The organism is Kitasatospora sp. NPDC001527, from assembly GCF_040298605.1.
Taxonomy (GTDB): domain Bacteria; phylum Actinomycetota; class Actinomycetes; order Streptomycetales; family Streptomycetaceae; genus Kitasatospora.
This window is the reverse complement of the sequence record NZ_JBEPAM010000001.1, coordinates 289,212-301,796: the sequence shown is the minus strand read 5'-3', so window position 1 is coordinate 301,796 and position 12,585 is coordinate 289,212. Positions and strand designations below refer to the sequence as shown.

General features: G+C 74.8%; 8 protein-coding genes. 3 read left to right on the top strand and 5 right to left on the bottom strand.

The window, feature by feature from the left end:
* Positions 1-16: 16 nt before the first annotated feature.
* The 3 genes from fxsT to pdxH all read right to left on the bottom strand — a co-directional run bounded on the left by fxsT (position 17) and on the right by pdxH (position 6,519).
* Complete coding sequence (fxsT, locus tag ABT238_RS01340; protein WP_350755169.1) at positions 17-4,114, bottom strand: FxSxx-COOH system tetratricopeptide repeat protein; 4,098 nt, start codon at positions 4,112-4,114, stop codon at positions 17-19.
* Positions 4,111-5,685: a TIR-like protein FxsC gene (locus ABT238_RS01335; RefSeq protein ID WP_350755167.1), complete on the bottom strand. Its 1,575-nt coding sequence runs from the start codon at positions 5,683-5,685 to the stop codon at positions 4,111-4,113. Before ABT238_RS01335 ends, fxsT begins: the two co-directional genes overlap by 4 nt.
* A 201-nt stretch (positions 5,686-5,886) precedes the next feature.
* Positions 5,887-6,519, bottom strand: coding sequence for a pyridoxamine 5'-phosphate oxidase (gene pdxH / locus ABT238_RS01330; RefSeq protein ID WP_350559189.1), 633 nt, complete (start codon positions 6,517-6,519; stop codon positions 5,887-5,889).
* 415 nt (positions 6,520-6,934) lie between these two features.
* On the opposite strand from pdxH, the gene ABT238_RS01325 reads away from it, so the two are divergent.
* Positions 6,935-8,035 (top strand): citrate synthase 2, encoded by a 1,101-nt coding sequence (locus ABT238_RS01325; protein WP_350558236.1) that lies wholly within the window; start codon positions 6,935-6,937, stop codon positions 8,033-8,035.
* A gap of 167 nt (positions 8,036-8,202) precedes the next feature.
* Positions 8,203-9,321, top strand: a complete 1,119-nt coding sequence (serC, locus tag ABT238_RS01320; protein WP_350755165.1) for a phosphoserine transaminase — start codon at positions 8,203-8,205, stop codon at positions 9,319-9,321.
* Positions 9,322-9,667: 346 nt separating this feature from the next.
* Here the strand turns inward: serC and thpR are convergent, their stop codons facing one another.
* A complete protein-coding gene (gene thpR / locus ABT238_RS01315) occupies positions 9,668-10,258 on the bottom strand; it encodes an RNA 2',3'-cyclic phosphodiesterase (protein WP_350558242.1) in 591 nt (196 codons plus the stop codon).
* A 46-nt stretch (positions 10,259-10,304) separates the two neighbouring features.
* Here thpR and ABT238_RS01310 point away from each other — a divergent pair, with 46 nt between their 5' ends.
* Positions 10,305-10,823: a GNAT family N-acetyltransferase gene (locus tag ABT238_RS01310; protein ID WP_350558245.1), complete on the top strand. Its 519-nt coding sequence runs from the start codon at positions 10,305-10,307 to the stop codon at positions 10,821-10,823.
* A 54-nt stretch (positions 10,824-10,877) separates the two neighbouring features.
* On the opposite strand, the gene ABT238_RS01305 is transcribed toward ABT238_RS01310, so the two are convergent.
* Positions 10,878-12,545 (bottom strand): MFS transporter, encoded by a 1,668-nt coding sequence (locus tag ABT238_RS01305; RefSeq protein ID WP_502891384.1) that lies wholly within the window; start codon positions 12,543-12,545, stop codon positions 10,878-10,880.
* Between the last annotated feature and the right edge of the window lie 40 nt (positions 12,546-12,585).

The following is a 12,585-nucleotide window of genomic DNA, read 5'->3' as shown; positions in this document are numbered from 1 at the left end:
ATGCCCGTCCCGCTCCTCACACCAGCGGTGGTTCCGTCTCGACGTCCAGCCACTCCCCCATCCGGATCGCCTCGGTGAGCGGGTGCCCGTCCCCCAGGTACCGGACCATCCGCGCCCGGACCAGCGTCCGCACCCGCAGTTCCGCCGACCGCGCGCTCTCGCCGACCGCGGCGAGCGCCAGGGCGACGTTCGCGGTCGCCGCCAGCACGTCCGGGTGGTCGGGGTGGAAGCGCTCGGTGAGCAGCGCCGCGGCCGACTCCGCGAGCGGCAGGGCCTCGGCGGGCCTTCCGGCGCGCGCCAGGTCGTTGGCCCGGTTGAGCCGGGCGGTCCCGACGTACGGATGGTGCTCGCCCAGCAGCCCGGTCAGGTCCTCCAGCACCTTGCCCGAGAGCGCCTGCGGCTCCTCGGTCCGCCCGGCCCGGCGCAGCGCCACGGCCAGGTTGCCCGCCGCGACCCGCTCCATGGGGTGACCGGCACCGAGGTGGTCGCGCTGGTAGAGGTACGCCTCCTCGGCGAGCTCCACGGCCTGTTCGGTGTCCCCGAGCGCGCTGAGCGTGGCGGACAAGCTCCCCGCGGCGGCGGCCGTGCCCGGGTGGTCCGCGCCGTAGCGCCCCGTCAGCTGCCGGTGGACGTCCTCGATCTCCCCCAGGGCCTCCGGCAGCCGGCCGAGCCGGCGCAGCACGGCGCAGCGGAAGCGGCGGGCGCGCAGGGTCTCGTCGTGGTCCTCCCCGAGCGCCTGCCGGCTGCGGCGCACCGCCTTGTCCAGCCGGGACAGCGCCTCCTCCAGCCGCCCCGTCTCGCACAGCGCCAGGCCGAGGACGACGCCGCCGAGGATCGTGTAGGGGCTGCGCTTGCCGAACACCTCCAGCTTCCGGTGGTAGAGCACCTCGTGGACGGCCAGCGCCCCGGCGAAGTCGCCGGCCAGCATGATGGAGACGGCCAGGTTGTTCTCCGCCATCAGGCTGCGCCGGCTGTCCGGGCCCAGCACCCGGCGGGCGACGGCCAGCGTCTCCTCGTCCAGCTCCCGGGCCTCGCGGTAGCGGCCCAGGTGGCGCAGGTCCCCACCGAGGCTCATCGCGGCCGGGATGGTCTCCTGGTGCTCGCGCCCCAGCAGCACGGTCAGCCGCTCGAACGCGTCCCGGTCCGTGCTGTACGCCTCCCGGACCAGCCCCTGGGTGCGCTGGATGTTGCCGAGCTGGACGCGCAGCAGCTGCACCTTCACGTCCGGGCCGGTGCCCCGCGGTCCGATCTCCCGCCAGCGGGCGAGGACGCGTTCGGCCAGCTCGCGGCCCGCGTCGTGGAGGCTGCGCTGCCACAGGTAGCGGACCGAGTTGACGATCCACTGCCGCACCGCCGGGTCGGTGGACTCGTCCGCGCCGGACGGGCGCAGGTGGGGCAGCAGTTCGGCGTACCGGGGCCAGTGGTGCGGGGCGTCGGGGTCGCCGGGGTCGGCGAGGGCGAGGGCCCGGTGGGCCACGCCGCGGACCCGGTCCCGGTCCGCCTCGCCGACCTGTTCGCGCAGCAGCGCCTGGACGATCCGGTGCACCACCAGCGTGCCGGCGCCCTGGTCGTAGCGGGCGAGGTTGAACTGGTTGACGGTCCGCAGGATGTCGCCGACCGCCAGCCGGTGGTCCGAGGTCCCCGGGGGCAGCCCGATCGCCTCGATCACCGGCGGGCTGTACAGCAGGCCGATCGGGATGGCGTCCGGGCCGAGGAAGCCGCAGATCTCCAGCAGCCGGGCGGCCGGGGCGTTGATCCGGCGCAGGTCGGAGCCGGCGATCCGCCAGGTGGCGGCGGTGACCGTGGCGTTGGGTCCCTCCTCGACGGCCCGGCCGGCACCGGTGCCGCCGAACGCGGGGCCGTCGGAACCGGAGCGCACCGACCGGTCGAGGATGTCGGTGAGCGTCTCGTCGAGCAGGTCGGCGTAGGTGGCGGCCGGCATCGGCGTCTCCTGCAGCCAGGCGGCGGCCTGGCCGACGGCCAGCGGCAGGTCCCCGAGGAGCTCGGCGATCCGCTCCGCGTCGGCCCGTTCGACACCGGTGTTGAAGTGCCGGACGAGTTCGACGCTCTCGGCCCGGTCGAACACCTCCACCTCGGTGCGGCCGGGCCGGCGGGACCAGCGCCGGTCGCGCGAGGTCACCAGGACGTGGCCGTCGCGCCCGGCGGCGGGCAGCCACGGGTCCAGCAGCTCCGGGTCCTCGGCGTTGTCGAACAGCAGCAGCCAGCGGCGGTAGGGCCGTCCGCTGCCGAGCGCGTCCAGCACGGCGCGCGCGGTGCGGGTGACGTCACCGTCGCTCTCCAGGCCGAGGCCGGGGGCGAGTTCGGCGAGCTTCTGCGGGATCACCGCGGGCTGCTGGGCGGGCACCCACCACAGCACGTCGTACCCGGCCGCGAAGCGGTGCGCGTACTCGATCGCGGCCTGCGACTTGCCGACGCCGCCGATCCCGTAGAGCACCTGCACGGGCGAGGCGTCCGCGCCGGCCGTGAAACCGTCGCGGACGGCCTCCAGCAGCCGCATCCGGCCGGTGAAGGTGGGCAGCCTGGGCGGGAGCTCCTGGACGGCGGGGCGGCCGTCCGGGAAGCGCGGCGGGCGCGGCACGGTGAACTCGCCGGAGTCCATCCAGCGGCCGGCGCCGGGCGGCGGACCGATCAGTTCGAACAGCTGCGCCTCGGCCCGCTGCGCCGAGCCGGTCGCCAGCTCCAGTGCCCGGAGCCCGGCGAACTGGGGCGGCTCCGACTGCTCCGGCGCGCCGATCCGCACCGCCAGCAGACCGCCGGAGTCGCCCGTCGCGTCCTGGGCGGTGAACCGGCGCCAGATCTCCCGGGCCCGCGGCAGCCCGGCGTAGTCGGCGGTGAGCAGGGCGAGCAGCCGGCCGTCGCCGTCCAGCGGCCCGGCGGCCTCGGGCAGCGCGCCGGACTGCGGCGGGCCGGCGTCGAGCGGGACGGCGGCGCTGTGCAGGGTGGCGACGTAGCCGAAGCCGCGCAGGGTCTCGGTGATCCACTCGGCCCAGACCCGGTCCCGGGGGGCGTAGCTGACGTACACCTGGCGGGAGCGGGTGCGGCCCTTGCGCAGGTAGGCCGCGTACAGCTGGCGGCGGGCCTGGTCGGGGACCGGGCGCAGCTCGCGGACCCGGCCCCCGGTCAGCCAGTCGGCGAGCCGTTCGAAGGCGGCGAGCAGGCTGCGGCCCTGCTGCGGCCGGTCGACGACGGTGGCCGGCACCTCCTCGTAGGCGTAGAACGGCTTGTACGGCACCTCGACGTCGCGCCAGTACTCCGCGCGGCGCTCGGCGCCGAGCCAGCGGCCCAGGTAGGGGTCGAAGGCGTCGTGGGCGAGGTCGCGGCCGGCCGCGAGCCCGGCGCGTTCGGCGTCCTCGACGCGCATCGGGACGGGCAGCACCCGGATCTCGCGCTCGTCGGCGTCGACGATGGCGCGGGCCGCGTCGACGCCGCCGCGGATGCTCTGGGCGCCGAGGGTGAAGCAGTCCACGACGGTGTCGGGCATCAGCACGGTGCAGATGCCGGAGGTGTCGCTGACGCCGGTGCGGCTGTCGATCAGCACGTAGTCGTAGGCGGCGGTCCACTGCGCGCGCAGCGCGTAGAGGAACTCGGCGCCGCGGACGTCGGCGCGGGTGTAGAAGCTGCGCCAGTTGAAGCTGGTGACGGCGGCCGAGTAGGCGGCGTTCTGCCGGCCGGCCGGCATCAGGTCGAGGCGGCCGCCGTCCGGGAGGTCGAGCGCCAGGCCGCACAGGTACTGCTCCAGCCGTCCCGGGGCGGCCAGCCACTCCCGGGGGTCCGGGCCGGGCCCGGGGCGGTCGGGGCCGGGCAGCGCCTCGTCGACGTAGGCCCGCAGCATGTCGATCAGGCCGTCGGTGGCGTGGAGTTCGGGGTCGACCAGCAGCGGGTGGTAGTACCGGTGCAGGCCGGGGGCCTCCAGGTCCCAGTCCACCACCAGGACCCGCAGGCCCTGGCTGGCCAGGATCCAGCCCAGGTTGGCGAGCGCCATGGTGCGGCCGGTGCCGCCCTTGAACGAGTAGAAGGTGACGACGGTGCCGGTGGCGGGGGTCGCCAGGGCGGCGGACCCGTGGTCCGCGAGGGCGGCGTGCTCGGGGCTCATCGGTCCGCTTCTCCTTCACTGGGCGCCCGGGTGGCCGGGGGCACGGTCTCCTCACGCCGGACCGCCCGTGCCCCCGGGGCGGCCCCGTTGCCCGGGGTGCTCCCCGGGCGCGGTACGCGCGGACCCGCCTGGGCCGGCGGGTCCTCCGGTGGCTCCGGCGGGTCCGGCGGCTCCGGCGGCCGCGACCGGGCGGGCGGCGGCCAGGCGGGGATGGTGAGGCCGGGCATCGGCCGCGGGTCGGGGCCGAGGCCGAACTGGGCGCGGGCCGTCACCGGGTCGTCGTCGATCTGGTCCAGCAGCCGGTTCTGGGCCACGGTCACCGTCGACAGCAGCTCACGCTCGAAACGTTCCCGCCGGACGTGGACGCGAAAGAGCGGCTCGGGTCCGGAGCGGTGCAACCAGGTGCGCGCGAACACCTCGCGCACCCCCTCCCAGAGCCGGGCGCGCGCCGGACCGGGCGGAGGGTCCTCGGAACTGTCGGGCAGCAGGACGGCGGTGACCGGGTGGTTCTGCCGGTCGAAGTCGCGCAGCGCCTGCCGGTAGGGGTCCCGCCCGGCCGCCCACGGGTCCACCAGCAGGACGCTGACCTCGTTGTTCTCCCGGGCCCGGTCGAGCGCCTCGCCGAGGTCGGGGCCGACCGTCTCCAGGCTGGTGCTGTGCCCGGCGCGGGTGATCACCTGCTGGGCCTGGACGGCGAGCGAGGGCAGCCGCGGCGGGTGGTAGGGCGCCCAGTCCCGGGGGTGCGCCCCGTACCAGCCGCCGCGGTACCGCGCGTCGGCGCCGTCCGCGTCGTCCGCCCCCACCGCCGCGGTGCCCTCGGAGCGCTGCGCCGGGACGCGGTCGCCGGTCGCCGCGGCGGCTGCGGCGGACCGGTGGTCCCCGGACCAGCGGGCGGCGACGAACAGCCGGACCAGGCTGCTGCGCACGGCGACCGGGGCGATCTCCGGCACCGGGAAGCAGCCCTCCACCCGGCCGAGGTCGAGGTCCCGCAGTTCGGTGACCCGCCAGCCGGCGGCCTCCCGCACCCGCTCGGCGATCACCCGCACCACCAGGCGGTACGCCGTGCCGTGCGGGTCGGTGCGCAGCAGGTGGCGCAGCCCGCCGGTGGCGTACTCCGCGCCGAAGTCGTGCTGGATGTACTGGATCCGCCGCACCTCCGCGGGCAGGTCCTCCGGCGGCGGCTCCCACAGCACGGGGATCAGGGCCGGGACGCTGTCGCCGGTCTGCTCCTCGTGGCGCCGGGTGCGGGCGTCGAAGGCGGTCCACTCCTTGCCGCAGTAGTCGCTGGCGAAGTAGGCCGGCGAGTAGAGGGCGACCATGGTGCGGCTGGAGCCGACCATCCGGGACAGCTGCCGCTCCCAGTCGTCGCCGACCCGCAGCCGCTCGGTGTCGCGGTAGGCCAGCTCGCCCGGTCCGGCCTCGGGCTCGATCCGCGCCAGTTCGTCCCGCAGGTCGGTGAAGAACTGGTCGACGAAGGCGCCACCGACCATCTGGTCCCGCCGCGCGTAGCTGAAGAAGAAGTACGGCCGCACCCAACAACCCCCCACCGATACGGTGAACGTCTTCACCATACTGGCGGGGTGACGGCGGGTCAGCCGGTGGACGCGGGAAGTTGTCGCAGGGTCGTCACAAGTGCGGCCCCGTGCCTCGACGCCGCAGGTCGGGAACGTGCGGGCCGGGAGCGCGGGCGGCCCCGGGCGCCCCGGCGGGCAGCGCCGCGCCCGGCCCGCGGGCAGCCCCCGCCGGGCCCTCGGGGCAGTGCCGCGCCCGCCTCACGGGCAGAGCCGCTCCACCTGCCAGCCCGTCGGGGCAGTCGGGTCGGCGAGGTAGCGCAGCCGGTCGTGCAGCCGGTTCTCCCGCCCCTGCCAGAACTCCACGCTGGCGGGCACCACCCGGTAGCCGCCCCAGAACGGCGGCACCGGCACCCCCTCGCCCTCCGGGTAGCGCCGCTCCAGGTCCGCGTAGCGCTGCTCCAGCACCTCGCGCGAGGCGACCGGGCTGGACTGCTCGCTGGCCCAGGCGCCGAGCTGGGAGCCGTGCGGGCGGGTGCGGAAGTAGGCGGCGGTCTCGTCCCGGCCGACCTTCTCCACCCGGCCCTGGACGATCACCTGGCGGGCCAGCGCGATCCACGGGAAGAGCAGCGCCGCGTGCGGGTTGGCGGCCAGTTCGGTGCCCTTGCGGGAGCCGTAGTTGGTGAAGAAGACAAAGCCGCGGGCGTCGAACGCCTTGAGCAGCACGGTGCGCGCGCTGGGCCGCCCCTGGGCGTCGGCGGTGGAGAGCACCATCGCGTTGGGCTCCACCACCCCCGCCTCGTCGGCCTCGTGGAACCACCGGGTGAACTGGCCGATCGGCTCGGCGGCGAGCTCCTCCTCGACCAGGCCCTCGTGCGCGTAGTGCTTGCGCATCACGGTGAGGTCCGGTCCGGGGCGGGCCTCGTCGGCCAGGATCCGGGTGGCTGGGGTCAGGGGCGTCGACTGGGCGCGGTCCGGGGTCTGCACGTCAACATCATCCCGTACGACAAGCAACCGGCACCGCTACCTCCGGACAAACCCCGGTGGGAGATAAGGTGACTCGCCACCGCCAGGCCGCCCGGCGTACGGTGATTCGTCCGTGATCGTGCCCTTCGCTCCGCGGATCCGCCGGGTGCGACCGGTTCCCGGGCGAAAAGTCAAGCGGGCCCCGGGAAAACATCACCACCGTGGTGTATGGCGCAATGCACCCCGTGCCTGTCACCCTGGCACCGAGTGCCAATCACCATTCGGTCAGAGGCGTGCCTCCCCACCACGGCGGCCGCCGATCGCAGAACTGAAGGAGCCGTGCATGTCCGACTTCGTACCCGGGCTCGAAGGTGTCGTCGCGTTCGAGAGCGAGATCGCCGAACCCGACCGTGAAGGCGGCGCTCTGCGGTACCGGGGCGTCGACATCGACGACCTGGTCGGCAATGTCTCCTTCGGCCACGTCTGGGGCCTGCTGGTCGACGGCAAGTTCAACCCCGGCCTGCCGGCCGCCGAGCCGTTCCCGATCCCGGTGCACTCCGGCGACATCCGGGTCGACGTGCAGTCCGCGCTCGCCATGCTCGCCCCGGTCTGGGGCCTGAAGCCGCTGCTGGACATCGACGCCGAGCAGGCCCGCGACGACCTCGCCCGCGCCGCCGTCATGGCACTCTCGTACGTCGCCCAGTCCGCCCGCGGCCAGGGCCTGCCGATGGTCCCGCAGAGCGAGATCGACAAGGCCGAGACCGTCGTCGAGCGGTTCATGATCCGCTGGCGCGGCGAGCCGGACCCCAAGCACGTCAAGGCCATCGACGCGTACTGGACCTCCGCCGCCGAGCACGGCATGAACGCCTCCACCTTCACCGCCCGGGTGATCGCCTCCACCGGCGCCGACGTCGCGGCCGCGCTCTCCGGCGCGGTCGGCGCGATGTCCGGCCCGCTGCACGGCGGCGCGCCGTCCCGCGTGCTCGGCATGATCGAGGAGATCGAGCGCACCGGCGACGCGACGACCTGGGTCAAGAACGCGCTGGACAAGGGCGAGCGCCTGATGGGCTTCGGCCACCGCGTCTACCGCGCCGAGGACCCGCGCGCCCGGGTGCTGCGCCGCACCGCCAAGGAGCTCGGCGCGCCGCGCTTCGAGGTCGCCGAGGCGCTGGAGAAGGCCGCGCTGGAGGAGCTGCACAACCGCCGCCCCGACCGCGTGCTGGCCACCAACGTCGAGTTCTGGGCCGCCATCATGCTGGACTTCGCCGAGGTCCCGGCGCACATGTTCACCTCGATGTTCACCTGCGCCCGGACGGCCGGCTGGTCGGCGCACATCCTGGAGCAGAAGCGCACGGGCCGGCTCGTGCGCCCCGCCGCGCGCTACATCGGCCCCGGCGCGCGCAGCCCGCGCGACATCGAGGGCTACGACGCCATCGCGCGCTGACCCGGCCGGACCTCCGCAGGTCACCGCAGGTCACCGCACGGTCGCGGGAACGGCGGGTCCGACATGTGAACCGGACCCGCTGTTTCCGCAGCTCGCGGGCCGGTCGACGGCATCTCAGCGGGCGGACCGCCGTCGATTCCGGACCCCCCGGCGGGTAGGCTGCGCCCGTGGCTCAGATCCAGATCCCCGCTGACATCAAGCCCGCCGACGGCCGTTTCGGCTGCGGCCCGTCCAAGGTGCGCCCCGAGGCCCTGAGTGCCCTCGCCGCGACCGAGACCTCCCTGCTCGGCACCTCGCACCGCCAGGCCCCGGTGAAGAACCTGGTCAAGCGTGTGCGCGAGGGCGTGAGCAGCCTGTTCTCCCTCCCCGAGGGATACCAGGTGGTGCTCGGCAACGGCGGGTCCACCGCCTTCTGGGACATCGCGGCCTTCGGCCTGGTACGGGAGAAGTCCCAGCACCTCGACTTCGGCGAGTTCTCCTCCAAGTTCGCCTCCTCCGTCAAGGCCGCGCCCTGGCTGGCCGAGCCGAGCGTCGTCAAGACCGCCCCGGGCACCCACCCGCTGCCGGTCGCCGAGGCCGGGGTGGACGTCTACGCGCTCACCCACAACGAGACCTCCACCGGCGTCGCGATGCCGATCGCCCGCCCGGCCGGCGCCGACGAGGGCTCGCTGGTCCTGGTGGACGCCACCTCGGGCGCCGGCGGCCTGCCGGTGGACATCACCGAGACCGACGTCTACTACTTCGCCCCGCAGAAGTCCTTCGCCTCCGAGGGCGGCCTGTGGCTGGCGTCCTTCTCGCCCGCCGCCCTGGAGCGCGCCGCCGAGATCGCCGGCTCCGGCCGGTACATCCCGCCGTTCTTCGACCTGCCGACGGCCATCGACAACTCGTCGAAGGACCAGACGTACAACACCCCGTCGATCGCCACCCTGTTCCTGCTGGCCGACCAGCTGGAGTGGCTGAACGGCAACGGCGGTCTCGACTGGGCCGTCGCCCGGACGGCCGACTCCGCGTCCCGGCTGTACGGCTGGGCCGAGAAGTCCTCGTTCGCCAGCCCGTTCGTGGCGAACCCGGCCGAGCGCTCCCAGGTCGTCGGCACGATCGACTTCGACGACGCGGTGGACGCGGCCGCCGTCGCCAAGGCGCTGCGCGCCAACGGCATCGTCGACACCGAGCCGTACCGCAAGCTGGGCCGCAACCAGCTGCGCGTCGCGATGTTCCCGGCGGTCGAGCCGGCGGACGTCGAGGCGCTCACGGTCTGCATCGACTACGTGGTCGAGCGGCTCTGACCGTCCCCCGCGGGCACGCACGAAGGGCCACCGCCTCCGGGCGGTGGCCCTTCCCCGTGTCGTCTCCGGTGGCTACCGGCCGACCAGCGAGCTGATCAGCACGACGACCAGCAGCAGTACCAGGGCGCCGGTCACGATTCGCATTCGAGTCTTGGGATCCACGGTCAACGAGCGTACCCCCGGCCGGTCGGCGCTCGGACGCCGAGGTTGGACCCGCCGTGGCGTCCGGGTTCCGGCCGGTGATCCGGCGGGCGCCGTCCGAGGCCGGGAAAGCCACGACGTCCGCGATGCCGCCGGCCCCGGGCCGGGGGTCGATGCCGGTGGCCCTGCTCGGTAGCCGCGCGGGTCAGGCCTCCCAGCGGGCCAGCGGCCAGGAGCGCAGCGAGGTGTGGCGGACCGGGCCGCCGCCCTGCTCGCTGCGCATCAGGTGCAGCTCGGCGGCCTCCCACTCCGGCCCCCGGTAGCCGTCCAGCGCCCGGGCCAGGGTGTCCAGCTCGGCGGCCGCCATCCGCTGCTCCGCCCGGCGGCGGCCGCGCGAGGACCCGGCCCGGGCCAGCGTCAGGTGCGGATGGAAGCTGAACGCGTCCGTCTCGCCGGCCACCTCCGCGGTGGCCCCGTACACCGCCTCGGCCAGCCGGCGCAGCGCCCAGTCCTGCCCCTCCACCCCGGCCCAGAGCACCCGGTCACCGAACCGCCCGCCGCCGGCCAGCCGCAGGGTGTGCGCCGGGTTCACCCCGGCGACGGCGGCCAGCGCGGCCTCCAGCTCCGGCAGCCGCCCGGCCGGCACCTCGCCCAGGAAGGCCAGGGTCAGGTGCCAGGCGTCCGCCGTCGTCCAGCGCAGCCGGTCCGCTCCCGGCAGCCCGCGCAGGGGGGCCACCGCGTCGGCCAAGCCCTGCAATGCCTCCACCGGAGGCAGCACCGCCACGAAGAGCCTCATGGGGCCATCTTCCCGCGCGCGACGGTTTGGGCTAGAACGGTCTTCCATGAAGATCCGCAACGGGGGTCCCGAGGACATCCCCGACATCCTGTCCCTGCTCGACGGCGCGGTGGCCTGGCTGGCCGCCCAGGGCCGCACCCGCCAGTGGGGCGAGCACTCGTTCAGCGGCTCCGCCACCCGCGTCGAGCACATCGGCAGGTACGGCGGCGAGCCGTTCCTGATCCGGCTGGCGGTCGACGAGGAGGGGCGGACGGTCGGCTCCTGCGTCCTGTCCGAGGAGCGCCCCGAGTACGCCACCCCGGTGGACGAGCCCGAGCTGTACATCCGCAACCTGGTGACCGACCGGAGCCGCAAGGGCTCCGGGATCGGCACCGCGCTGATCGCCGACGCCCTCGACGAGGCCCGCCGGCGCGGCATCGGCCTGCTGCGGGTGGACTGCTTCGGCGGGGACGACCGCAAGCTGGTCGGCCAGTACCGGGCGCTCGGCTTCACCGAGACGGAGTCCTTCGAGGTCGAGCAGCCGGCCGGCCGCTGGCCTGGGCAGATCCTGGCGATCCGGCTCTGACACCGGCCGCCGGCCCCGGGGCCACCGCGAGGGCGCCCCTGGGCCGACGGTCCGTCAGCAGGCCGTGGCCAGCTCCGGCTTGGCGCTCGCCGCCGCACGCGGTACCAGCGTCACCACCCGGCCGCCGCGCCCCGGGTGCAGGTCCAGCCGCAGCCGCAGCTCGGCGCTGCGGGCCAGCACCAGGCCGACCACACCGGCCGCCGCCGCCGAGACCAGGCCGCAGGCCAGCAGCCCGACCCGGGGCCCGTACGAGGCGGTGACCCAGCCCACGACCGGCGCGCCGATCGGCGTCCCGCCGGTGAAGACCAGCATCAGCAGGCCCATCACCCGGCCGCGCATCGCGGGATCGGTGGCCAGCTGGAGCGAGGCGTTCACCGAGGTGTTGAAGCTCAGCCCGAACACCCCGATCAGCGTGAGCAGCAGCGCGAAGGTCCAGTAGCCGGGCGCGAACGCCGCGACCACCTCCAGCGCGCCGAACCCGAGCGCGGCGCCGACCAGCCGGCGCAGCCGCGGCGCGCCGCGGCGGGCCGCGATCAGCGCGCCGGTCAGCGAGCCGACGGCCATCGCGGTGTTCAGCAGGCCGTACTGCCCGGCGCCGACGTGGAAGGTGTCGGAGGCGAAACCCGCCAGCAGCGTCGGAAAGTTGAAGCCGAAGGTGCCGATGAAGCCGGCCAGCACCATCGGCCAGAGCAGCTCGGGCCGCTCCTTGACGTACCGCAGCCCTTCGCGCAACTGGCCCTTCTCGCGGGCGATCGGCGCGGTCGGGCGCAGTTCGCTCTGCCGCATCGCGAGCAGTCCGCCGATCACGGCGGCGAAGGACAGCGCGTTCAGCGCGAACGCCCAGCCGCTGCCGACCGCGGCGATCAGCAGGCCCGCGACGGCGGGGCCGACCAGCCGGGCGGTCTGGAAGTTGGCGGCGTTCAGGCTGACCGCGTTGGCGAGGTCCTTCGGGCCGACCATCTCGGAGACGAAGGCCTGCCGGGTCGGGTTGTCGACCACCGTGACCAGGCCGAGCAGCAGCGCGAACACGTACACGTAGTACGGGGTCACCACGCCGCCGATGGTGAGCACGGCGAGGCCGGCGGCGAGCAGTCCCATCGCGCCCTGGGTGTAGATCAGCAGCCGGCGCTTGGACATCCGGTCGGCGAGCACCCCGCCGAACAGGCCGAACAGCAGCATCGGCAGGAACTGCATGGCGGTGGTGATGCCGACCGCGAGCGGGCTGCCGGTGAGGCTCAGGACCAGCCAGTCCTGGGCGATGCGCTGCATCCAGGTACCGGTGTTGGACACCACCTGGCCGGCGAAGTAGTAGCGGTAGTTGCGAACGCGCAGCGAGGAGAACATCCCCCCGGGCCGGGTGAAGGCGGCGCCGGTCGGGCCGGTCGGGCCGGTCGAGCCGGTCGGGGATGAGGGGTGCCGCGCGGAGCGCGTCCCAGGAAGGGTGGTGGCGGGCGACGGGTGGGCCGAGTGGGTTCGGCCGGGAGCGGCGGGATCGTCCGCCGCGGTGCGTTCGTCGGGGTCGTCGTCGCCGTTGCCGGGCAGCCCCGTCGGGGCGGGCGCCTGGGCGTCGGCGGCCGCGGCGCTCGCCGCGGCGGGGTCGGTGGTCTGCTCGTCGGTCCGGGTACGGGTGGCGGCGCTGGCTGCGGCCGGCGGTGTCACGGTGGTCTCCCCTCGCGGCGCGACGGCCGGTGGCATGGCCGTCGCGCTCCTGGTGTCGGTCATCGGTCCTGCGGTGATGCGGTTCTCCTTCGTCCTCCGGCGG